A 23,011-nucleotide genomic window follows, 5' to 3' on the forward strand; every position below is an offset into this window, starting at 1 on the left:
TTATTAGCTAAATTTAATTTACACGTGTATACCCACTGTATTACTGGTTGGTAACCGTTATACTTTTAAACATTATTAAAATTAAGGAGTTTTTACTCTATGTCAGCAATTTATATAGCCGGTATTGCACTGTGCTCAGTGTTAGCCCAATGGGTCGCTTGGGCGTTTAGAGTACCCGCTATTCTGTTTTTATTGCTTACAGGGCTTTTATTAGGGCCATTTAGTGGCGTATTAGACCCTGATGCATTATTAGGTGATTTACTTTTTCCTGTGGTGTCTTTGAGTGTCGCTGTGATTTTATTCGAAGGGTCCTTAACTTTACATTTTCGAGAACTTAAAGGGATCAGTAAAGTCGTCAGAAACCTCTGCTCTATTGGTATGCTTACAACTTGTATTGTTATTAGTTTTAGCGCCTATTGGTTACTCGAGTTAAATTGGCGAGTTGCTGCAGTACTTGGCGCAGTGCTTGTTGTTACGGGGCCAACCGTTATTGCTCCATTACTTAACTCGATGCGACCTACCCAGGATATCGATCGTATTTTACGCTGGGAAGGCATAGTAATAGACCCCATTGGCGCTTTATTTGCAGTACTAGTGTTTGAAGCCGTAATGCTGGTTGGTCAGGGTGAAGTACTTAGCCACACTATCGTTGCACTGGTTAAAACCGTTGGCGTTGGTTTAAGTATTGGTGTGGTTTCGGGTTGGATCACGACGCAACTAATGCGCCGAGAATGGCTGCCATTTGAGCTACATAAGTTTGGTATTTTAGCGTTAGTGTTAATTAGCTTTTCTATTTCAAACCACATAAGCCATGAGTCAGGCTTACTGGCTGTGACGGTGTTTGGCATTTGGTTAGCTAATCAAGATGACTTGGAAATAGATTCGGTACTCGAGTTTAAAGAAGATTTGTCGATGATTTTAATCTCGACTTTATTTATTTTATTGGCCGCAAGACTACAACTCTCTGATTTAATGATGCTCGACAGCGACGTCTTTATATTTTTAGCTATTGTGCTATTTATCGCCCGCCCATTGTGTATTGCTATTTCAACCTTTGGTACAGACTTACCGATGAAATCGCGCCTAGTACTTGCTTGGATTGCACCTCGCGGTATTGTTGCAGCAGCCGTTGGTTCAGTATTTGCGCTGAGTATGATGGAAGCGGGAGTGGCCGATGCCGAAAAAATGGTGCCACTCATATTTACTGTTATTATTGTTACTGTGGTACTGCAAAGCTTAACGGCTATCCCTGTTGCGAAACTACTTGGAGTGCGTCAACCATCCCCTAATACTATTTTAATCATTGGTGCAAACCATGTATCGCGTGCAATTGCACGTGGCTTAAAAGAGCAAAATATTCCTGTTCATCTATCAGATCCTGCTTGGGAGAACTGTAGAATGGCGCGCATGGATGGCCTGCCTTGTTATTACGGTAACCCGCAATCGGAGCATGCTGAACGTTATTTACCTTTAACCACGATTCGCAGTGTTTTAGCGCTTTCACCTAATCGCCACCACAACGCATTAGGGGTGCAGTACTTCTCTCATTTATTAAATGAAAAAAATGTATTTTCACTACGTTCCTCTTCTTCGCACGCCAAAGCAAATAAAGACAGTGCGACGTTTTTATCACGACAAATTCTGTTTGGTGAGAACGGCGCATATGCACGCTTAAGCAGTGTTATTGCCAAAGGCGGTAAAGTGAGTGCAACACGTATATCTGAAGAGTTTAGCTGGCAGCAGTATTTAGAAATGAATCCTGAAGCGATCCCACTGTTTATTCTCAAAGGGGATAAAGACAGTGATGAAGACGCACCAGTGAAAATGAGGCCTTTTACCAGTGATATGGAAAAGCCACCACAAGAGGGTGAACGAGTAGTTGCATTGCAACCGCCTAAAATATCGCTATTAAAAGATCCGGCCAATAATAAAGCCAAAGACAATAAAAAAGACGAGTAATAACTAAAAAGCGAGAGTGCTAAAAAAGCACTCTCGCTTTTTTATTTACAAACCTAAACTCTGATTAAGAGATTTACTAACATATTAAATCATAGCCATAATTAGGTTTATTTTCTCTAGCCAGAGTTTAGGTTACATAGGTAAGCGCGCGCGGGTAACGACACTGGCTGGCATTTTTTCAGCAAGTTTAGTTAATGCTCGCTCTATTTTTTTATGTGTCGCTTTATCGGCTACCGTGGTGTTAAACAGCCAACGATAAGCATCTTCGAAATCTCTTGGACTCCCATAACCTTGATTAAACAAGCCCACTAATCGTAATTGCGCTTTTAAGTTACCTTGCGCTGAGGCCTCACGGAGGTAGGTTATTGCCATGGCTTTGTCTTTTTGGACTAACTGCCCAACATCGTAGTAGCGACCTAGTTGCTCTAATGCTGCCGCTAAGCCCTGCTCAGCCGCTTTTTTCATGTAATACACACCTAGAGCTACATCACGCTCAACACACACCTTGTAGGCAAGCATATCACCGTATAAAAATTGATACGACGGCAATGCCATTTTATTGGCTCGTGCTTCTATATCTTGCACTAACTGGCAATTATCTGCCTTCACGCGGGCTAGATGAGTGTTCTCATTAATTAAAGCTATTAACTCAGATTCAGTATACAGCGGCACAGCTGCAGGGCTTTCTTCAGCTAAGCTATTGCTTATATTAAATAAAGAAAGTGTAAGTAGTGATAATGACCACACTGAGCAACGAGAAGATAAACGCATATTAACCACTTTAAAAATAAACTTACCAAATAATATACAAAGATCGTTCCACTATTAATAGGTATGCTTTTTTATAGACATAAAAAAAGCTGCACATGGCAGCTTCTTTTCAACATAAACCCAATTATGCAAATGGGCTACGAAGTATCATGGTTTCAACACGATCTGGACCTGTAGAGATAATATCAACAGGGACGCCCGTGATTTCTTCAATACGTTTAATGTAATCAATTGCTGCTTTAGGTAAACCTTCAATCGATGTTACACCCACGGTATTTTCAGACCAACCAGGCATTTCTTCGTATACTGGCGTTACTTTATCGTAACCTTCAGCTGCTAATGGCGTCACGTTTGTCACAGTGCCATCTTCAAGCTTATAACCAGTACAGATTTTAAGTGTTTCTAAACCATCTAAAACGTCAAGTTTAGTTAAACAAAATCCTGAAATGCTGTTGATTTGTACTGCACGGCGCATAGCCACTGCATCTAACCAACCTGTACGACGTAAACGACCTGTAGTAGCACCAAACTCATGACCTTTGTCACCTAAATGCTTACCGACTGGGTCTTGCTTCTCAAGGCCGTCGTAAAGCTCTGTAGGGAAAGGACCTGAACCTACACGTGTTGTGTACGCTTTAATGATACCTAATACATAATCAAGATGTAATGGGCCAAAACCCGCACCTGTAGCAACGCCACCAGCGGTGGTGTTTGAAGATGTTACATAAGGGTAAGTACCGTGATCAATATCAAGTAGTGTACCTTGAGCACCTTCAAATAAGATGTTGTCACCGGCGTTACGCGTTTGATCTAAAAGCTCAGTTACATCAACTACCATTGCTTTTAAAATATCAGCAACAGCCATTGCATCATCAAACGTTTTTTGGAAGTCCACAGCGTCTACTTTGTAATAGTTCACTAATGTGAAGTTGTGGTATTCCAATACTTCTTTTAACTTAGTAGCAAATAATTCAGGATTGAATAAATCACCAACACGTAAACCACGACGTGCTACTTTATCTTCGTACGCTGGACCGATACCACGACCCGTTGTACCGATTGGTTTATCGCCACGCGCAGTTTCGCGAGCTACATCTAATGCAACATGGAAAGGCAATATTAGCGGACACGCTTCACTGATTAAAAGACGTTCACGTACAGGTACGCCACGCTCTTCAAGCATGCCAATTTCTTTCATTAGCGCTTCTGGTGATAAAACAACACCATTACCAATCACACATTTAACATTGTCACGTAATACACCCGATGGAATAAGGTGTAGAACTGTCTTTTCACCGTCGATCACTAAAGTATGGCCTGCGTTATGACCACCTTGATAACGAACTACTAAAGATGCTTTATCTGTAAGGAGGTCAACTACCTTACCCTTACCTTCGTCACCCCATTGGGTGCCTAGTACAACAACGTTTTTACCCATTGCAAATTCACTTAGAGAAAATTAGGACGAGATTTTACCAGAAAACTAAAGCAATGTTCACCCCGTTTAGCTTATTTTTTCCTCGTGCGGGTAGTAAACATCAGTGTTTCTTTAATAATCACATAAATAACAGTCATTTATAAACTTAAAATTCAGATAACAAAAAGCCCTGCAATTGCAGGGCTTTTTAAATTTAACTAAAGCTGTGATTACTGAGCTTTCGCGCCTTTCATGTATTGGAAGAAGTCGCTATCCGGTGATAACACCATCACGTCTTGCTTTCCTTTGAAAGTTTGCTTGTAAGCTTCTAAAGAGCGAACAAAGCTAAAGAACTCAGGGTCTTTATTATAAGCACTAGCGTAAATCGCAGCAGCATCAGCATCGCCTTGACCACGAACAGAACGCGCATTACGTTCTGCATCAGCAAGCATTACTGTTACACGGCGGTCAACACCTGCACGAATCGTTTCTGCTTTTTCCTGACCTTCAGAGCGGTGCTCTTTAGCAACGGCAGTACGCTCAGCACGCATACGTTGGTAAATAGAGCTACTCACCTCTTGAGGTAAGTTAATTTGCTTAACACGTACATCAAGTACTTCAATACCCAGCTCACTAGCACTTTCAGAGGCTTGTACTAACGCTTCTTCCATCAGCTCGCTACGTTCACCCGATACAATTTCACGAATAGTACGAGTACCAAAGTTAGTACGTAGGCCATTATTTACTTTTTGCTTAAGCAGTGTTTCAGCGTATTGCTTATCACCACGTGCACGCAGGTAAAAAGAGCTAAAGTCGTTAACACGCCATTTTACAAACGAATCAACAATTAAGTCTTTTTTCTCGCTAGTTACAAAGCGATCCGGTGTGCCATCTAGCGTTTGAATACGCGCATCAATGCGGCGCACTTGGCTAAAAAATGGCACTTTTAGATGTAGACCTGGACCATAAACTACCGCTTGATCATCGCTGTCTTTTTGTACTTTACTAAATAAAAGTACAATCGCCTTTTGGCCTTCAGAAACCACAAATACTGACGAGAAACACATTACAATGGCAGCTAATAGGATTACTAAACTAAAGTTTTTCATTATGCTTATCTCCCGTCGTTGAAGCGATCATTGTTAAAGCGATCATTACCACTATTAACAGTGCTGTTACGTGACGTATTTACCTTGTTACGTAAATCGTTAATATCGCTTGAGCTAGGTAAAGCAACGCGTGTTGATGAACCCTGTTTTTCCATGATTTTATCAAGTGGTAAATACATCATGTTGTTACCGCCCTTAACGTCAACCAATATTTTAGAGCTATTACCTAATACTTCTTGCATTGCGTCTATGTATAAACGCTCGCGTGTTACTTCTTTAGCTGCTTGGTATTCTGGAAGTAATTTCTCAAAACGAGCCACTTCACCTTGCGCTTCTAAAGTAATACGCTCTTGGTAACCTTCAGCCTCTTGCGTCATACGCGTTACTTGACCACGCGCACGCGGTTCAATTTCACGGGCATACGCTTCGGCTTCACGAATAAAGCGTTGTTCATCCTCTTGGGCTGCAATTGCATCATCAAACGCATCTTTAACTTCCATTGGCGGACGTGAATCCTTGAAGTTAACGTCAGTTACGATTAAACCTAAATTATAAGGTTCGATGATTTGATTTAGCTCATCCCAGGTATTTTGACGCACAACTTCACGGCCGTTAGTCAGTACTTGGTCCATTTTTGAATGGCCAACAACATAACGCAGCGCACTATCTAATGCTTCTTCAAGGCTGCTGTCAGCGTTAGTGACACTAAACTTGTATAAGTATGGGTCGATTACTCGATACTGTACTTCAAACTCAACGCTTACTACGTTTTCATCTTCAGTTAGCATAAAGCCTGATGCTGATAACGAACGAACAGCTTCGATATCGACTGGAATAACCGTCTCAACAAAGGTCATTTTCCAACGCAAGCCTGGATCTGCAATTCGGTCAAACTTACCAAATTGAAGAACGACACCGCGCTCAGCTTCTTTCACCGTATAAATACCGCTTAACGCCCACACAATGGCAGCGATAATAAGTACAAATGAAATACCGGCTCCGCCAAGTCCACCGCCGCCACCATTGCCGGATTTTTTACCGCCAAATAAGCCGTTAAACTTGTTACTGAATTTACGGAACACCTCGTCTAAATCAGGTGGGCCTTGATCACGTCCGCCTTTGTTATTCCACGGATCTTTGTCATTGCCATTATTACCCGGTTCATTCCAGGCCATAGCTATACTCCATTGTTATCTAAATAAATTCGGAAATTGTGTTAAATCTAACAAATCTTATGCATTTCTTATACTAAAACCGACATTAATCTTTCAGTTTTTAGTCGCAGCTAATAAAACTTTCAATCTCTGGGCCAAAATCTTTAATCAAACGATTCCACTCAATCATAGGTAATCGCACATCTAGCAACCAATTACCTTGCTCATCAAAACGTTCGTTATGTACTGCACTTAAATTAAATAGCGATGCTCTTAAACGCCCATACTGCGGTGCGAGTAACAGTGTTTCGTTAAGCATTTGTTTAGCGAGTAAGTCGCTGATAGCTTCACTAAGTAATTCACAGCCTTCGCCAGTTTTTGCCGATAGCCATACTCTTATAGGTTGACCCTCGTCATCACGATCAATACGTGGGGTTACATCATCCAGCGCATCAATTTTGTTGTATACAAGTAATTGCGGTACATCATCAGCTTCTATTTCTTTGAGTACTTCTTGTACCTGTTCAATATTTTCTTTTCGACGAGGGTCGGCTACATCTATCACGTGTAATTGTAAATCAGCCTCTCGCGTTTCTGTCAGCGTTGCTTTAAATGCAGCCACTAAGTCATGCGGTAAGTGGCGAATAAACCCTACAGTATCCGCTAAAATAACCGAACCAACATCGCCAATATCTAATTTGCGTAAGGTTGGGTCTAGTGTTGCAAACAACTGATCAGCGGCATACACATCAGAATTTGTAATACGGTTAAATAAGGTTGATTTACCCGCATTAGTATAGCCCACTAAAGAAACCGTTGGGATCTCATTACGAGTACGTGCTCGTCTACCTTGCTCACGTTGTACGCCAACTTTAGCCAAACGGGCGCGTATATTTTTAATACGTGCACGTAATAAACGTCGATCGGTTTCTAACTGCGTTTCACCAGGACCACGTAAACCAATACCGCCTTTTTGGCGTTCAAGGTGGGTCCAACCTCGGATTAAACGAGTCGACATATGACGAAGCTGCGCTAACTCAACTTGAAGTTTACCTTCGTGAGTACGTGCGCGCTGAGCAAAAATATCAAGGATAAGTGTGGTTCTATCAAACACCCGACATTGGCAAACACGCTCTAAATTACGTTCTTGAGACGGACTTAACTGATGGTTAAAAATGACAACATCGGCATTGTGGATTTTGACAATTTCAGCTATTTCTTCTGCTTTGCCGGTACCGACAAATAACTTCGGATGTGGTGCTTGACGGCTGCCTTGCACAACCGCCAAACTACTAACACCAGCAGAAGATACCAACATTTCTAATTCGTGGAGATCTTCACGATCCCCCTCTTTAGGTAAGTCGATATGGACTAAAATTGCCTGTTCGCCAGATTCATAGCGGTCAAACAAGCATTACGCTCCTAATTTAAAAGTTTCCAGCTTCAGGTTCTTCAGTGTCTTCATTTCCCTGAACACCTTGGAAGTTGACTGCGCGTGCAGGTACAACTGTAGAAATTGCATGTTTATACACCATTTGATTAACAGTGTTTTCCAGTAAAATTACAAATTGGTCAAATGACTGAATTTTACCTTGTAATTTTATGCCATTTACCAAAAAAATTGATACTGGAATGCGCTCACGGCGTAGTGCATTTAAAAATGGGTCTTGTAACGATTGGCCTTTTGCCATGTTATTATTCCTTCGTTCTAGGTGTTATTATAATTAAGTGGCTGAACTGATTTAACAAAGATAAATTTTGTCCAACTACTACTAGCTTAGCGAACTTACTACACGATGCAAGTTTTCTTCATCACCTGTTGTTAACCATGTAACATCAGGCCAGCTTCTTAACCACGTTAATTGACGTTTAGCCAATTGACGTGTGGCTGCAATGCCGCGAAAAATCATTTCATCATGATCAATTTCACCCGCAAGGTAATCCCACATCTGTCTATAACCTACACAACGAATAGAAGGCATATTGGGATGTAAATCCTCACGTAGATATAGGGTCGAAACTTCTTTTTCAAACCCCTGTTCAATCATTATTTTAAACCTTTCTTCAATTCGATGATGTAATTCACTGCGATCATCGGGTGCAATTGCAAATTGATGAAAAGTATAGGGTAATGCTGGCTGCTTTTGCTTTTGCAATTCAGTCATCGTTTTACCTGTTATACGGTAAACTTCCAAAGCACGATTAATTCGCTGCGAATCATTTTCACTCATCTTTTGTGCGGCTTGCGGATCAACTTTAACCAGCTCTTTGTATAAATAAGGCCAGCCATGCTCTTTAGCTTGTGTTTCTAGTTCGGCTCTAACGTTTGCATCGGCCTCAGGTAATGGCGACAACCCATCAATTAGCGCTTTGAAGTACATCATTGTACCTCCAACCAATACAGGCACTTTACCTTGTTGATGAAATTTATCAATTTTTTCTATAGCATCACGTCTAAAATCAGCAACCGAATACGTTTCACTCGGATCAAGTAAATCAATTAAATGATGTGGGGCACGAGCTAATTCGTCGGCATCAGGCTTAGCCGTACCAATATCCATACCTTTATAAACAAGCGCAGAATCAACGCTAATAATCTCAGTATTTAAAGACTCACACAGTGAAATTGCCAATGCTGTTTTACCAGCAGCGGTTGGGCCCATTAAAAATATGACCGGTAAATTACTCAACACGAATACCTTAATTAAATTGCGTTAGATAAGAGTTTAGATCTATTTTAACTGCTTTTTCTCGCAAGCGTTCAATTGTTTGCGGATTATTTTGTAAGCGCGCTTGCTGCTCTAAAAAGACATTGCTCGCATAGAACCGTGCGGGAATTATATTTACCTGCCATTGTAGCCATTCATCAATACTTGCTAACTTAGCCTTACATCCCTCAAGCAATACATCTATTGCAGCACTTACATCTAATAAGTACAGACTTGTAGGCAGCTTCTTTACCATAACAAACTGCTTTTCTATTAATAACTCAAAACCTAGTAAGGTAAACCAAGACTGCTGAGCAGCAAGAAGCGCCGTGTCTTGTTTTGATACGTTAACACGCACAGGCAATAGGAGTGCTTTACCTTCAAGGCTGCCGTGCTCTTTTATTTGTGTATTCCAATCATCCGCTAATGCGTATTTAAAGTGCGAACAATAAAGTTGATTTTCATTATTGAACACGCAAACGCCCTGTTCAATGCTTATTATATCGACAGTGCGCAGTGCTGTATCTGATACTTGCGTCTCATTAGATTGTACAAATGCTGCCGCAGTATCAAAGTGCTGCGCTTGTTGCTCATTCACGCCCTGATAAAACGCATTCACATCATGGTAATTTTGGCTTTCAGTACGCACCTGTCTCCCCCCACCTTGACGACCGCCACTATAAGAGGCATTACTTGTAGATGGCGAATGACTTGGTTGTAATGAAGACTTAGGATAATCAAAAAGTTCACTACTGGAAGTGTGTTCTTGGTTAAACGATGTAACTGGTGAATGATGAGCGTGAGCGGCTGGCGAATTAACAAACTCAGCTTGAAGTGGCACCACAACTTGTTTAATAGCTTGTAAAATAAAGTCATGTACCAAACGACCTTGATGAAACCGTACCTCATGCTTTGCCGGGTGCACGTTAACATCCACTTGGCGTGGGTCTATATCAATGTAAATCACAAATCCGGGAAGTTCTTGCTCGCCACTGACCTCTTCAAATGCTTGACGAATAGCATGCAGAATAAGTTTGTCGCGCATCATACGATTATTTACATAGGTATACTGAGTAGTATTAGCCGATCCCACCGGCAATACCCAGCCGTGTAGTTGCAACCCAGTCTCACCCGATTGAATATGCAATCCTTGCTCAGCAAACGCTTTACCCGCCACTTGTGCGACTCGCGTAATCGCTTGAGCGGGATCAGTTTTAGCGCGATACTGGCGCACCACTTTTTCATTATGGGTTAATATAATTGATACATCAAAACGGCTCAGCGCAATACGCTTAATAAGCTCATCAATATGACTAAATTCGGTTTTTTCAGTGCGTAAAAACTTACGTCTCGCTGGGGTGTTAAAAAATAAATCTTTAACTTCAATTGTGGTACCGCTTGGGTGAGCAACCGGCTTTACCTCTACGGCCATATCTCGGCCTTGTGCAAAGGCTTGCCACGCAGCTTCTTGATTTTCGGGTTTAGAGCTTAAGGTTAAGCGAGATACCGAACTAATAGATGCTAAGGCTTCCCCCCTGAAACCAAGAGAACAAATATTTTCTAGGTCGTCTAAGGACTTTAGTTTACTGGTTGCATGGCGAGAGAGCGCTAATGTGAGCTCACTCTTTGCAATACCCGCTCCATTGTCGCGAATACGAATTAACTTGTGGCCCCCGCGTTCAATATCTATTTGAATACGTGTCGCGCCTGCATCAAGGCTGTTTTCTACTAACTCTTTAACCACCGATGCGGGACGCTCAACAACTTCACCCGCCGCAATTTGGTTTGCTAAGCGCGCAGGTAATATTTCAATACTCATAACAACCTTAAATGTGTGCGCTTTTAAAATTAACTCTGAGGAATATCAAGTTCCTGACCAATAAATAGCGTATTTGAACTGAGCTTATTAACTTGTTTTATTTTACTGATACTCACGCCATATCGACCTGCCAACATGCTCAGTGACTCACCAGGACGTACTTTATGTTTTGTTGGGTATTGAGACTTTAATGACGCAAACAGTGAGTCGTCAGGCGGGTTACGTAAATAGTAATTTTTAATTGAGGTAAACATGGCTTTAGCTAAGCGCTCTTGATGATTGGCACTTTTAAGCAGTCGCTCTTCACGTGGATTAGAGATAAACCCAGTTTCAACCAAAATAGACGGAATATCTGGCGACTTTAATACTGCAAGGCTGGCATGTTGCGGCTCTTTTTTATGAAGTTTAGCCACCTTTCGTAGCTCTTTAACTACTTCCTCAGCCACGTTTAAACCGGTTTTCATGGAGTGATCCATCGACATATCAAGCAAGGCTTGCGCTAAGTACTTTTCATTAGCAGCATCTTTAATAACATCAGCGGCCCCGCCTAGTAACTCAGAGTGCTTTTCTTTATCCTCAATCCATTTACCTATTTCTGAGTTGGCGCGTCGCAACGACAACACCCATACCGAAGCCCCATTGGGTCCTGGACTGGTAAACGCATCAGCATGAATAGAAACAAAAAAATCGGCTTTTTTCTGGCGAGCACGATTAGTACGTGTATTAAGTTTTACAAAGTAATCGCCACTGCGAACCATACGCGAGATCATACCGCGCTCAGCATCAATCATCCGCTCTAAACGCTTGGCTATTTGTAAAGTGATGTCTTTTTCGTAAGTACCTGAAGGGCCAATGGAGCCAGGGTCTTCACCGCCATGCCCTGCATCAATAGCAATTACAATATCGCGCTCTTGGCTTAATTGGCGTTTTTTAGCCGCCGTTTGCGCAGGGGTAATTGCACCTTTAGCTTGGCTTTTATCGTATAAATCTACCACCAATCTATTTTTATAAGGGCCTGTGGGGGCTAGTGCAAATATAACCGGTTTAACTGGCCCATTTAATTCAAACACTAAACGCACGCTGTGTTTATTTTTAGGTTTTGAGTAACGTAACTTACTAACAATTTGGTGTTTTGGTGGCACACCTGGCAATGTTTTCAACTCATCAGTGTTTTCTAAATCAACCACTAAACGGCTTGGATTTTTTAGCATAAAGTAGCTGAAATCGGGTTTATCGTCGAGATCAAACACCACCCGGGTGCTATCAGGGGATGGCCAGACACGCACACTATTAATAGTGTTTTGCGCCCACAATGGCAAGCTCACTGTAAAAACCATGAGGTAAATAAAAAGTTTAACTAAACCACGACTCATTTTGATAATCACTGCCTTAACTATTTTATTATCTATTATTTAGTTTTTCGACAATTGCTACACCACGCTCACTCGCACTGTTAATAACAATTTTACGCTCATCACCTACATAACTTAGCGTAGCATTTAGATCGGGAACAGGAATAAATTCTCCGCCTTTTTCCGGCCATTCAACAATACAAGTTGCCGTTTCTGAAAAATAATCACGAATTCCCATAAATTCAAGCTCTTCTGGGTCACCTAATCGGTATAAGTCAAAATGATAGACATTGCCACGCACAAGCTCGTAAGGTTCAACAAGTGTATAAGTGGGACTTTTAACCTTACCTGTATGACCAAAACCTTGCACTATACCGCGAGTAAATGTCGTTTTACCGGCCCCCAAATCACCATGCAAATAAATAACTGCGCCCTGTTCTATTATGGCAGCTAATTTATTACCCATAGCAACAGTGGCATTTTCATCGACTAAATGAAAATCAAAACTACACGACATGATTACCTCAAAATTTACGAAAAGCGCATATTTGTTAATCATACCAGATTATTTATTTAAGGTGATACTGCCTCTTTTTTAAAGATAAAAAAACCGGCCTGAGCCGGTTTTTAATTAGCATAGACTTTACAGCCCTAATTTCTTCTCAAGGTAGTGGATATTTGTACCACCGTTTTTGAAGTTTTCATCTGCAAGAATGCGTTTATGCAATGGCGTATTCGTTTTAATACCGTCGATTACCAACTCATTCAATGCATTACGAGCGCGAGCAATAGCAACATCACGGTTTTCACCGTAAGTGATCAGCTTACCAATCATAGAATCGTAATGTGGCGGTACCGTGTAATCAGCATAAATATGGCTGTCCCAACGAATACCTAAACCACCAGCTGGGTGAAAACGGGTAATCTTACCTGGTGATGGAATAAAGGTTTCAGGGTCTTCAGCATTAATACGACACTCAATAGCGTGGCCACGAATAACAACGTCGTCTTGAGTGAATGATAATGGCTGACCAGCGGCAATTTTTAGCTGCTCTTTGATTAAATCCACACCGGTAACCATTTCAGTCACTGGGTGTTCAACCTGAATACGGGTATTCATTTCAATGAAGTAAAACTCGCCGTTTTCGTATAAAAACTCAAACGTACCTGCACCACGATAACCAATTTCGATACACGCACGTGTACAACGCTCACCAATGAACTTACGTACTTCTGCAGTAATCCCTGGTGCTGGCGCCTCTTCCACTACTTTTTGGTGGCGACGTTGCATTGAACAATCACGCTCACCTAAATGAACCGCGTTACCTTGACCATCGGCCAATACTTGCACTTCAATGTGGCGTGGGTTTTCAAGGAATTTTTCCATGTAAACCATGCTGTTGCCAAAGAACTGCTTAGCTTCTTGCTGCGTAAGCGCAATCGAGTTGATTAACTCAGCCTCGTTGCGTACAACACGCATACCACGACCACCGCCGCCGCCAGCTGCTTTAATAATTACCGGGTAACCAATACGCTTAGCAATTTGCATGTTGCGTTCTTTATCATCCGATACCGGACCATCAGAACCTGGCACACATGGAACACCGGCTTTACGCATCGCTTCGATAGCTGATACTTTGTCGCCCATTAGGCGAATAGTGTCGCCACGAGGACCAATAAATACAAAGCCACTTTGCTCAACTTGGTCGGCAAAGTCGGCATTTTCAGCAAGAAAACCATAACCTGGGTGAATAGCGACCGCATCAGTTATTTCAGCTGCGGCAATAATGCGTGGAATGTCTAAGTAACTTTCAGTTGCTGCTGGTTTACCAATACAGATGGTTTCATCTGCTAGTAATACGTGCTTAAGATCGCGATCCGCCGTTGAATGCACAGCAACCGTTTTGATCCCAAGCTCTTTGCAGGCGCGCAATATACGAAGTGCAATTTCACCTCGGTTTGCAATGACTACTTTATCTAACATGAGAGTTGGCCTTTTACGTTGCGCTATTATTCAATGATGAATAAAGGTTGATCAAATTCTACTGGCTCGCCGTTTTCTACTAAAATAGCTTTTACTGTACCGGCTTTATCTGACTCAATTTGGTTCATCATTTTCATTGCTTCAACGATACATAATGTGTCGCCAACTTTAACCTGTGAACCGACTTCAACATATGCTGGCGCTTCTGGAGAAGCTGCTGCGTAAAAAGAACCTACCATAGGTGATTTAACTTGGTGTCCTGTAGGACCTGCCGCTGGTGCTTCAGACTCTGCTACAGGTGCTGCTGGTGCAGCCGCAGGAGCGGGTGCTGGAGCATATTGCTGTGGAGCAAATTGCGCGTATGCAGGACCGGCACTCATGTTGTTACGGTTAATACGTACTGATTCTTCACCTTCAGTGATTTCTAGTTCTGCAATACCTGATTCTTCTACTAATTCAATTAGTTTTTTGATCTTGCGAATATCCATAAACGACCCGCCTATTAGTTTGTTAGTTTAAATTTAGTTTGAGTTTTGCAATCGGCTCACCGCTGCATGTAAAGCAGCGTGATAGCCCATTGCACCTAATCCACAAATAACGCCTTGCGCCACATCAGAAAAATAAGAATGATGGCGAAACGTTTCACGTGCATGCACATTACTTAAGTGCACTTCAAAAAACGGAATATCAACGCTTAGCAATGCATCACGTAATGCGACGCTTGTGTGCGTAAATGCAGCAGGGTTAATAATGATGTAATCAACCGCTTGCCAAGCATCATGAATGCGTTCAATGAGCGCCTGCTCACTATTACTTTGAAAATGCGTTAACGCCACATCTAAACTATTAGCAGCGCTGTTTAACTCGCTCATAATATGCTCTAAAGAGTGCGAACCGTACTTATCGGGCTCACGCTTTCCTAGCATGTTTAAATTTGGGCCATTTATAACTAAAATCTTTAATTTTGCAGCCATAATACGCGATATATCCTATAAGTAATGAGTTAAGCGGTTACTAACTAATTTTTCACTAAAAAGTAAGCTGAAAAAAGTAAGATAGCAACAATTTCTCACGTTAACCAACTATTATAGTGATTTCGAAGTAAATAGCAGCAAAATACTGGTCTAATCTCTATTTTGGGGACGAATCTTAAGGGGGAATAATGGCACAACATTAACAATCATGTTGTGCCATATAGAATGGTTATTCAGCGCTGGCACGCACTGCAGCAAGGTGCTTAGCGAAATCATCCGCATTTAAAAAGCCAGTAACACGTTGTGCACTTAGCTCTTCACCTTGAGTATTGAAGAATAAAATACTCGGTAAACCAAACACTGAATATGCTTCCATTAGCTCAATTGTTTCATTATCGCTTTGGGTTAAGTCAATTTGAATCAGTTGGTAATGGCTAAACTCACTTTGTACTTGCGGGTCGGGAAAGGTGTAATGCTCAAACTCTTTACACGCTACACACCAGTCAGCGTATAAGTCCACCATAACCATGCGCCCTTCGCTATTTGATTGTGATACGGCTTGTTTAAGCTCAGCTAAATTGGCAACATGTTTAAACTCATTGTTTTGCGAGGTTGTTTGTAAACTCACGGCTTGTGTTGGCCAAAAATAGTTTTTGGTTAAATTAAAGCCGGTAAGCACTAATAAAACAGCCATAAACCACAATAAGGTTTTTAATTTACCTTGTGCTTGGGCGCTTTGCCAATAATGGAAATAAAGCGCTGTGGCGATAGCTAATAAGCCTGCCATAAGCATAATAATTTCAATATCTATAATGCGCTCTAGCAAAATAAGTGGCACAACTAACATAATAAAACCAAATAAAGTTTTAACTTGTTCCATCCAGCCGCCAGCTTTAGGTAATAGCTTACCTCCCGATGTACCTAATAATAACAGTGGTAAGCCCATTCCTAGGCTAAGTACGTAAAGTGTTAGCCCGCCGACTAGGTAATCGCCGCTTTGTGCCACAAATAATAATGCGGCTGATAAAGGCGCTGTAGTGCAAGGAGATGCAATAAGCCCTGATAAAACCCCCATCAAGAACACCCCAATATAATTACCGCCTTTTTGGTTGTTGCTCACTTGGGTTAGCTTGTTCATCATGCCGCTGGGTAACTTTATTTCATACCAACCAAACATCGACATAGCCAGCAGTACAAATAATAAGCTAAAGCTAATTAATACATATGGATGCTGTAAATAGCCTTGCACTTGCCCGCCTAACGCAGCAACCACAAGCCCTAATGCTGCATAGGTAACCGCCATACCTTGAATATAAACAAATGATAGGGCAAATGCTTTTTTGGTAGATAGGTTCTTTTGACCCGCAATTAAGCTAGATAAAATAGGGAACATCGGAAATACACACGGTGTAAATGCCAAACCCACACCCACGGCAAAGAAAATAGCTAAGTTAACCATTAAGCTTTGGCTAGCTAACTGCTCTGTAAATGTGAGCTCTTTATCAGGTGTTGATGCAGTTGCTGGTTTTTCTGCAGATTGGCTAAGTGCTGCAAATGCACTGCTTGCTGCGGTATTGTCATTAGTATTAGTTTCACTTGCCAGTACACTTAATGGAATGCTGATGATTTCAGGTGGATAACACAGCCCTGCTTTTGCACAGCCTTGATAACGCACCTTAACAACGCCATCTTCACTCACATTACTTAGTTTGCTGATAACGCTAAGAGAATTAAAAAACACCTCAGTTTTGCCAAAAAATTCATCTTCAATTATTTCACCAGCGCCCAACTCAGGCACGTCAATGCTGGCACCTTTGGCAATAATTTCTATTTTATCTTTATATAGGTAATAGTCATCAGCGATATCCCAACCAACAAATAACGTACTTCCTTGCTGGTCAAAATCAAATACAAACGCTTCATTTACCGGTAAAAATGTGTGCTGAGTCGGTTTTAGAAAATCATCAAGGGTATTTTGTGCTGCCCAAGCAGGCGCCATTAATACGCTTAATAAAAAAAATAAAATAAAGCGCATTAATGAAGCACCTCGTCCATCCAATTAAAGTAAGCCAAGTTACCCGTTGCCACATCAACAACTTGTATTTCTGGTACTTCGTAGCTGTGAAGATCTTTTAAGGTTAAAAATACATCGTTCATTTTGTCAGCCTTAGTTTTAATTAGCAGCTTTACTTCAGTTGCTTCAGCTACTTCACCTTCCCATATGTAAATAGAAGTCATGGCCGGTAAAATATTTACACAAGCGGCTAATTTCTTTTCAATTAGCGCCATAGCCAATAAACGGGCTTCATCGTTATCTTTGCAAGTGGTAAAAATAAGTTTAAATTGCGTTGTCATAGTGAACCTTTACTTGTTTACGGGGGTCTAGCCCCATAGTAGCTGATAGCGGGTATAATGTGTAGACACGAACTCTGTCTGCATTTTGGGTCTTTGCAGTAAATTGATTTAGACCCGCTACCTATAACTTTACTAACATTAACGTTTATTACTTACTCTTATTAGCTTGAAAATAGACCCGACAACCCTCACTTATATTTCATTAGCACCTTAATAAGTGTCATTTTTTTAGAGAGTCTTATGTTTAGAATTTTATTTTTGCTGTTTATCATCATCCCTATTATTGAAATTGCCTTACTAATTCAGGTTAGTGACGTGATAGGTGGCTTCGCAACAATCGCTTTAGTGGTACTAACCGCGATTGTGGGTGCGAAAATGGTGAAACAGCAAGGAATGGGCGCACTACAAAACGTACAAGTGCAAATGGCTCAAGGACAAATGCCTGCTAAAGAATTGTTTACCGGTATTTGCGTAATTATTGCAGGGGTACTTTTATTAACACCCGGCATTATGACAGATGTATTTGGCTTACTACTCCTTACCCCTGCTATTCGTAACAAATTAGCTGCAGGACTTGCTAGTCAAGCAACTGTAAGAATGAGCGCTAGCATGCATCAAACTGGCACTTCAGGGTTTTCGCAAACTCATCAATCAATGCATCACGAGCAAGATGAAAACCGCCCTAAGACCATAGATGGTGAATACGAGCGAAAAGATTAAAAATTTATCATTTTTTCTCTTGGAATTTTTCACTCCACCCCCATTAATGAAAGCAAATTAGATACACTTTTTTCTGTACTGTTCAGAAACTGTTAGGAGAACTAAAAACATGAACATTCGTCCTTTACAAGATCGCGTAATCATCAAGCGTCTAGAAGAAGAAACCAAGTCTGCTGGCGGTATTGTATTAACTGGCTCTGCAGCTGAAAAATCAACTCGCGGAGAAGTTGTTGCCGTAGGTAATGGTCGCGTTTTAGAAAACGGTGACGTTCGAGCATTAGAAGTGAAAGCCGGTGACACTGTGTTATTTGGCTCATATGTTGAAAAAACAGAAAAGATCGAAGGTCAAGAGTACCTGATCATGCGTGAAGACAATATTTTAGGCATTGTAGGCTAAACCTACTTTTCGTTTAACACACATTTTAAGAATTTAGAGGAAATTAAATATGGCAGCAAAAGAAGTACTGTTTGCAGGCGACGCACGTGCAAAAATGCTAACTGGCGTAAATATTCTAGCAAATGCAGTAAAAGTAACATTAGGCCCTAAAGGTCGTAACGTTGTATTAGACAAATCATTTGGCTCTCCAGTGATCACCAAAGATGGTGTATCTGTAGCAAAAGAAATCGAACTTGAAGATAAGTTTGAAAATATGGGCGCACAAATGGTTAAAGAAGTAGCGTCTAAAGCAAATGATGCTGCTGGTGACGGTACTACTACCGCAACTGTGCTTGCTCAGTCTATTGTAAACGAAGGTCTTAAAGCAGTTGCTGCGGGTATGAACCCAATGGATCTTAAGCGCGGTATTGATAAAGCAATCATTGCTGCAGTTGCAGAACTTAAAGCGCTTTCTGTTCCATGTGCTGATACTAAAGCGATTGCACAAGTAGGTACTATTTCAGCTAACTCTGATAAAGAAATTGGTGAAATCATTGCTGATGCAATGGAGAAAGTAGGCCGTAACACTGGTGTAATCACGGTTGAAGAAGGTCAATCACTAGAAAACGAACTAGATGTTGTAGAAGGCATGCAGTTTGACCGTGGTTACTTATCTCCATACTTTATCAACAACGCTGAAAAAGGCGCGGTTGAACTAGATAACCCATTTATCTTACTTGTAGATAAAAAAATATCTAACATCCGTGAATTATTACCAACATTAGAAGCGGTTGCTAAAGCAAGTAAACCTCTACTAATTATCGCAGAAGACCTTGAAGGTGAAGCGTTAGCGACACTGGTAGTTAATAACATGCGTGGTATTGTAAAAGTATCAGCGGTTAAAGCACCTGGTTTTGGCGATCGTCGTAAAGCAATGCTACAAGATATCGCGGTTTTAACTGGCGGTACTGTGATTTCTGAAGAAATCGGCCTTGAGCTTGAAAAAGCAACAGTTGAAGACTTAGGGACTGCTAAACGCGTAGTAATCACTAAAGACGATACAACAATCATTGATGGTGCTGGTGAAGAAGACGGTATTAACGGCCGTGTTGCACAAATCAAAGCACAAATTGAAGAAGCGACTTCAGACTACGATAAAGAAAAGCTACAAGAGCGCATGGCTAAATTAGCTGGCGGTGTTGCAGTAATCAAAGTAGGTGCCGCTACTGAAATTGAAATGAAAGAGAAAAAAGACCGTGTTGAAGATGCATTACATGCAACTCGCGCAGCGGTTGAAGAAGGTGTTGTACCAGGTGGCGGTGTTGCCTTAGTGCGTGCTGCTAGCAAATTAGCAGACTTACTAGGCGATAACGAAGACCAAAACCACGGTATTAAAGTGGCACTTCGCGCGATGGAAGCACCACTTCGTCAAATCGTTACAAACGCAGGCGACGAAGCATCTGTTGTTATTAACGCAGTTAAAGGCGGCGAAGGTAACTACGGGTACAATGCAGCCACTGGCGAATACAACGACATGATTGAAATGGGTATCCTAGATCCAACGAAAGTAACGCGTTCTGCATTACAATTTGCAGGATCGATTGCCGGACTAATGATCACCACAGAAGCAATGGTCGCTGAAATTCCTAAAGAAGAAGCGGGCGCTCCTGATATGGGTGGCATGGGCGGCATGGGTGGTATGGGCGGCATGATGTAATCATTCCCTCACACACCTAGCTCAAATAAAAACCCAGCTTCGGCTGGGTTTTTAGCAATAGAGATAAAATAAATTCACTAAGACAACAATAAAATTATCTCAGTGTATTCCAATGCAACTGAGTTCCTGCAAGCTATACCCAGAGTAAATTTTATTTAACATGATTAAGGATATTAAGTTGAATACTAAACCTGAAATAATCATCTCATCACTGGATGCAGATCGATTGTATGCGCTAATGGAATCATTACCTGCGAACAGTTTTGCGGGTGAAAAAGAACTTGAAGCAGAACTTGGTAGAGCTAACATAGTGGAGCCACACGAAGTTCCCTCAACCGTGGTAACCATGAATTCAACAGTGAACTTTGTTGTTGAGTCTACAGGTGAGGAGTTTACTTTAACGCTTGTTTACCCGAAGAATATTGACTCAAGTGGTAACAAAATATCAATCTTAGCCCCTGTTGGTAGTGCATTACTTGGCCTTTCACAAGGAGATCAAATTGAATGGCCAAAGCCAGGCGGAGGGTTAATAACAGTAACTATTAAAGAGGTAACTTATCAGCCTGAAAGAGCTGGTGAGCTTCACAGATAGTAGCCAAAACAAGCAGCGAAGACATTAGCTAGCACAACCAGTCACTGCTGCTTTTACTATTTATGATTGATCAGTGCTCTTACATGCGCAAATAAATCACTGGCTAACATTCCTCTTTGCCCTGATTGTTCACAGGCTATATCACCCGCCTTTGCATGTAACACAACGCCATAACATGCTGCCTCACTGGTATTTAATCCTTGAGCCATTAACGCCCCAATTATCCCGCTAAGCACATCACCACTGCCTCCTACAGCCAAACCGGGGTTACCATTTTCACATACCCAAGTATACTCTGTGTTATCAATTAGCGTACCTGCCCCCTTTAAAATAGAGGTCGCATGAAAGTTAATTGCACATTGTCGAGCATAATAGAAACGGTCAGCTTCAATATCAGTGGTAGTTAAGTCTAATAATCGTGCAGCCTCTGCGGGATGAGGCGTTAGCACGGTATTACTTAATTTATAAGAAGAAGATTGCTTAGCTAATAAGTTTAAGGCATCTGCATCAATAACAGTAGGCATATTATATTGTTGGCAATAGCGGATAACTTGCTCAAAGGTTTTTTGAGCCCACTCATCTTGACCTAAACCAGGACCAATAACTACACACGTTGACCACGCTAAAGCATCATCCAAATGTTCACTAGTTACCATAAGCTCTGGTCGCCCGATACTCACAGGTAAAACGGCACCTTCATGGGTATATACTTTTACCATTCCAGCACCTGCTCTTAATCCACTTTCCGCACTTAACCTAATAGCCCCTGCAGAGCCATGGTTTCCACCTATACATAATAATTTACCATGACTGCCTTTATGACTACTCACCAAGCGCTCAGGCAAAGGTTTAAAGCTGTCTATATTAATAATCTGAGCTGAAGGTGTGGCTAATTTCATAAATTGCTCGCCAACGCCTAAATCATCGAAGTGCAATTCCCCCGCATACTGCTTCCCTGTAGCTGTTGTGAGCCCTTGCTTTATCCCAACTAGTGTAACAGTTTTAGTTGCCATAATGGCTGCACCGTGGGGGCAGCCAGTATCTGCATTAATACCTGATGGTACATCAATACTAAGGATAGGTTTTGCACTTTGATTAACTGCTTTAATCATTTCAGCAAATTTTTCATGCACGTTATTAGTTAAACCTGTCCCAAGCAATGCATCAACTATGACATCACACTCATCAAGTACTTCCTGCGAAAAGTCACATAGTTGACCACCCGCATTAATCCATTTTTTTTGCGCTTTTGCTGCATCTCCAGATAAGACTTTATCCGGATTAATAGCACAAACAACTACATGCCTATCTGCTTGTTTAATTAACCGAGCTACCTCATAACCATCTCCGGCATTATTTCCATTACCTGTAATAACTAACGTCTGCTTTGCATTAAAGGTTTTCCAACAGCAAAAAACAGCCTCCGCGGCACGCTGCATCAGCGTGTATAGATCAGCGCCCTCAGCATGGACTGCTTGTTCTTCATACTCTTTTACTTGTTTTGATAAATAGGTCCATTGCTCGCACTTAGATGACGTTAGTAGTAATGACATAAAAAGCTCAATTTAATAAAAATACCTAATTTCATTTTGGGCTTAATAAATTCTTTTTCAAGTAAAACATAGTTAAGTAATTTATGAGGCTTTTTATTTTTGGAAGGATTAATTTTGTATAACGAGGATCACCATACAATAATAAGTAATAGGAGATCAGTGTAAAGAAGAGCTTATTTTTTACTTAAAGCCGGATGCTTTGCACTTTTCTGTATTTGGAGTCGGTGCTCTACTTCGTAGCGACAGCGCAGTAGAATGTCGTGGGCTCGGTTCTGGTCAATTCTCTTCCTTTAACCTAATAACTTTCACCTCGAACCTTCTTTTTACTTTATTCCAGACGTAAAAAAGCCCGACTCTTTTGAATCGGGCTTTCTTGTATTTGGAGCCTGGTAATGTCCTACTTTCACATAGCAAATGCTACACTATCATCGGCGCTGTTTCGTTTCACTAC

Annotated in this window: 21 protein-coding genes; 5 read left to right on the plus strand and 16 right to left on the minus strand. The window is 41.3% G+C overall.

Annotation, left to right across the window (positions count from 1 at the left end; translation table 11 throughout):
* Positions 1-99 precede the first annotated feature (99 nt).
* Positions 100-1,959: a sodium:proton antiporter gene (locus A9479_RS17205; protein WP_013466020.1), complete on the plus strand. Its 1,860-nt coding sequence runs from the start codon at positions 100-102 to the stop codon at positions 1,957-1,959.
* Between the two features lie 132 nt (positions 1,960-2,091).
* On the opposite strand, the gene A9479_RS17210 is transcribed toward A9479_RS17205, so the two are convergent.
* The 15 genes from A9479_RS17210 to cutA form a co-directional block, all read right to left on the minus strand.
* A complete protein-coding gene (locus tag A9479_RS17210) occupies positions 2,092-2,730 on the minus strand; it encodes a tetratricopeptide repeat protein (RefSeq protein ID WP_013466021.1) in 639 nt (212 codons plus the stop codon).
* A 124-nt stretch (positions 2,731-2,854) separates the two neighbouring features.
* On the minus strand, positions 2,855-4,168 hold the full coding sequence (locus tag A9479_RS17215) for an adenylosuccinate synthase (protein WP_013466022.1): 1,314 nt from the start codon (positions 4,166-4,168) through the stop codon (positions 2,855-2,857).
* A gap of 209 nt (positions 4,169-4,377) precedes the next feature.
* Entirely contained in the window at positions 4,378-5,256 is an 879-nt protein-coding gene (gene hflC / locus A9479_RS17220) for a protease modulator HflC (RefSeq protein ID WP_013466023.1), read from the minus strand.
* Between the two features lie 5 nt (positions 5,257-5,261).
* Positions 5,262-6,431 (minus strand): FtsH protease activity modulator HflK, encoded by a 1,170-nt coding sequence (gene hflK / locus A9479_RS17225; protein ID WP_064664108.1) that lies wholly within the window; start codon positions 6,429-6,431, stop codon positions 5,262-5,264.
* Positions 6,432-6,531: 100 nt separating this feature from the next.
* The gene (gene hflX / locus A9479_RS17230; RefSeq protein ID WP_064664109.1) at positions 6,532-7,821 is read right to left on the minus strand and encodes a ribosome rescue GTPase HflX; all 1,290 of its coding nucleotides are present in this window, start codon (positions 7,819-7,821) and stop codon (positions 6,532-6,534) included.
* 16 nt (positions 7,822-7,837) lie between these two features.
* A complete protein-coding gene (hfq, locus tag A9479_RS17235; protein ID WP_013466026.1) occupies positions 7,838-8,101 on the minus strand; it encodes an RNA chaperone Hfq in 264 nt (87 codons plus the stop codon).
* A gap of 81 nt (positions 8,102-8,182) precedes the next feature.
* Positions 8,183-9,100, minus strand: coding sequence for a tRNA (adenosine(37)-N6)-dimethylallyltransferase MiaA (gene miaA / locus A9479_RS17240; RefSeq protein ID WP_082918351.1), 918 nt, complete (start codon positions 9,098-9,100; stop codon positions 8,183-8,185).
* A 10-nt stretch (positions 9,101-9,110) separates the two neighbouring features.
* On the minus strand, positions 9,111-10,937 hold the full coding sequence (gene mutL, locus A9479_RS17245) for a DNA mismatch repair endonuclease MutL (RefSeq protein WP_064664111.1): 1,827 nt from the start codon (positions 10,935-10,937) through the stop codon (positions 9,111-9,113).
* A gap of 29 nt (positions 10,938-10,966) precedes the next feature.
* Positions 10,967-12,310 (minus strand): N-acetylmuramoyl-L-alanine amidase, encoded by a 1,344-nt coding sequence (locus tag A9479_RS17250; protein WP_024601933.1) that lies wholly within the window; start codon positions 12,308-12,310, stop codon positions 10,967-10,969.
* A gap of 28 nt (positions 12,311-12,338) precedes the next feature.
* Positions 12,339-12,806, minus strand: coding sequence for a tRNA (adenosine(37)-N6)-threonylcarbamoyltransferase complex ATPase subunit type 1 TsaE (tsaE, locus tag A9479_RS17255; protein ID WP_013466030.1), 468 nt, complete (start codon positions 12,804-12,806; stop codon positions 12,339-12,341).
* A gap of 126 nt (positions 12,807-12,932) precedes the next feature.
* A complete protein-coding gene (gene accC, locus A9479_RS17260; protein WP_013466031.1) occupies positions 12,933-14,273 on the minus strand; it encodes an acetyl-CoA carboxylase biotin carboxylase subunit in 1,341 nt (446 codons plus the stop codon).
* A gap of 26 nt (positions 14,274-14,299) precedes the next feature.
* Positions 14,300-14,761, minus strand: a complete 462-nt coding sequence (accB, locus tag A9479_RS17265; RefSeq protein ID WP_024601932.1) for an acetyl-CoA carboxylase biotin carboxyl carrier protein — start codon at positions 14,759-14,761, stop codon at positions 14,300-14,302.
* 33 nt (positions 14,762-14,794) lie between these two features.
* Positions 14,795-15,247, minus strand: coding sequence for a type II 3-dehydroquinate dehydratase (gene aroQ / locus A9479_RS17270; RefSeq protein WP_013466033.1), 453 nt, complete (start codon positions 15,245-15,247; stop codon positions 14,795-14,797).
* Positions 15,248-15,476: 229 nt separating this feature from the next.
* A complete protein-coding gene (locus A9479_RS17275) occupies positions 15,477-17,282 on the minus strand; it encodes a protein-disulfide reductase DsbD (protein ID WP_064664112.1) in 1,806 nt (601 codons plus the stop codon).
* On the minus strand, positions 17,282-17,602 hold the full coding sequence (cutA, locus tag A9479_RS17280) for a divalent-cation tolerance protein CutA (protein ID WP_013466035.1): 321 nt from the start codon (positions 17,600-17,602) through the stop codon (positions 17,282-17,284). Before cutA ends, A9479_RS17275 begins: the two co-directional genes overlap by 1 nt.
* Positions 17,603-17,842: 240 nt before the next feature.
* Between cutA and A9479_RS17285 the strand changes: the two genes are divergently transcribed.
* The 4 genes from A9479_RS17285 to rnk all read left to right on the plus strand — a co-directional run bounded on the left by A9479_RS17285 (position 17,843) and on the right by rnk (position 21,007).
* Positions 17,843-18,322 carry an FxsA family protein gene (locus A9479_RS17285; RefSeq protein WP_064664113.1) on the plus strand — a complete coding sequence of 160 codons (480 nt, stop codon included), beginning with the start codon at positions 17,843-17,845 and terminating at the stop codon, positions 18,320-18,322.
* 109 nt (positions 18,323-18,431) lie between these two features.
* A complete protein-coding gene (locus tag A9479_RS17290; protein ID WP_008113511.1) occupies positions 18,432-18,719 on the plus strand; it encodes a co-chaperone GroES in 288 nt (95 codons plus the stop codon).
* 49 nt (positions 18,720-18,768) lie between these two features.
* Entirely contained in the window at positions 18,769-20,415 is a 1,647-nt protein-coding gene (gene groL / locus A9479_RS17295; protein ID WP_013466037.1) for a chaperonin GroEL, read from the plus strand.
* A gap of 178 nt (positions 20,416-20,593) precedes the next feature.
* Positions 20,594-21,007: a nucleoside diphosphate kinase regulator gene (rnk, locus tag A9479_RS17300; protein WP_024601929.1), complete on the plus strand. Its 414-nt coding sequence runs from the start codon at positions 20,594-20,596 to the stop codon at positions 21,005-21,007.
* 56 nt (positions 21,008-21,063) lie between these two features.
* Here rnk and A9479_RS17305 read toward each other — a convergent pair whose 3' ends face one another.
* Positions 21,064-22,560: a bifunctional ADP-dependent NAD(P)H-hydrate dehydratase/NAD(P)H-hydrate epimerase gene (locus A9479_RS17305; protein ID WP_064664114.1), complete on the minus strand. Its 1,497-nt coding sequence runs from the start codon at positions 22,558-22,560 to the stop codon at positions 21,064-21,066.
* Positions 22,561-23,011: the final 451 nt, after the last annotated feature.

Origin of the sequence: Pseudoalteromonas sp. MQS005, assembly GCF_001661605.1 — a bacterium.
Classification (GTDB): Bacteria; Pseudomonadota; Gammaproteobacteria; order Enterobacterales; family Alteromonadaceae; genus Pseudoalteromonas; species Pseudoalteromonas tetraodonis.

What these genes read in the sequence shown, in the direction of transcription:
- A9479_RS17205 (WP_013466020.1), top strand. Translation starts at nt 100, where the DNA reads ATGTCAGCAATTTATATAGCCGGTATTGCACTGTGCTCAGTGTTAGCC.
- A9479_RS17210 (WP_013466021.1), bottom strand. Translation starts at nt 2,730, where the DNA reads ATGCGTTTATCTTCTCGTTGCTCAGTGTGGTCATTATCACTACTTACA.
- A9479_RS17215 (WP_013466022.1), bottom strand. Translation starts at nt 4,168, where the DNA reads ATGGGTAAAAACGTTGTTGTACTAGGCACCCAATGGGGTGACGAAGGT.
- hflC (WP_013466023.1), bottom strand. Translation starts at nt 5,256, where the DNA reads ATGAAAAACTTTAGTTTAGTAATCCTATTAGCTGCCATTGTAATGTGT.
- hflK (WP_064664108.1), bottom strand. Translation starts at nt 6,431, where the DNA reads ATGGCCTGGAATGAACCGGGTAATAATGGCAATGACAAAGATCCGTGG.
- hfq (WP_013466026.1), bottom strand. Translation starts at nt 8,101, where the DNA reads ATGGCAAAAGGCCAATCGTTACAAGACCCATTTTTAAATGCACTACGC.
- mutL (WP_064664111.1), bottom strand. Translation starts at nt 10,937, where the DNA reads ATGAGTATTGAAATATTACCTGCGCGCTTAGCAAACCAAATTGCGGCG.
- A9479_RS17250 (WP_024601933.1), bottom strand. Translation starts at nt 12,310, where the DNA reads ATGAGTCGTGGTTTAGTTAAACTTTTTATTTACCTCATGGTTTTTACA.
- tsaE (WP_013466030.1), bottom strand. Translation starts at nt 12,806, where the DNA reads ATGTCGTGTAGTTTTGATTTTCATTTAGTCGATGAAAATGCCACTGTT.
- accC (WP_013466031.1), bottom strand. Translation starts at nt 14,273, where the DNA reads ATGTTAGATAAAGTAGTCATTGCAAACCGAGGTGAAATTGCACTTCGT.
- accB (WP_024601932.1), bottom strand. Translation starts at nt 14,761, where the DNA reads ATGGATATTCGCAAGATCAAAAAACTAATTGAATTAGTAGAAGAATCA.
- aroQ (WP_013466033.1), bottom strand. Translation starts at nt 15,247, where the DNA reads ATGGCTGCAAAATTAAAGATTTTAGTTATAAATGGCCCAAATTTAAAC.
- A9479_RS17275 (WP_064664112.1), bottom strand. Translation starts at nt 17,282, where the DNA reads ATGCGCTTTATTTTATTTTTTTTATTAAGCGTATTAATGGCGCCTGCT.
- cutA (WP_013466035.1), bottom strand. Translation starts at nt 17,602, where the DNA reads ATGACAACGCAATTTAAACTTATTTTTACCACTTGCAAAGATAACGAT.
- A9479_RS17285 (WP_064664113.1), top strand. Translation starts at nt 17,843, where the DNA reads ATGTTTAGAATTTTATTTTTGCTGTTTATCATCATCCCTATTATTGAA.
- A9479_RS17290 (WP_008113511.1), top strand. Translation starts at nt 18,432, where the DNA reads ATGAACATTCGTCCTTTACAAGATCGCGTAATCATCAAGCGTCTAGAA.
- groL (WP_013466037.1), top strand. Translation starts at nt 18,769, where the DNA reads ATGGCAGCAAAAGAAGTACTGTTTGCAGGCGACGCACGTGCAAAAATG.
- A9479_RS17305 (WP_064664114.1), bottom strand. Translation starts at nt 22,560, where the DNA reads ATGTCATTACTACTAACGTCATCTAAGTGCGAGCAATGGACCTATTTA.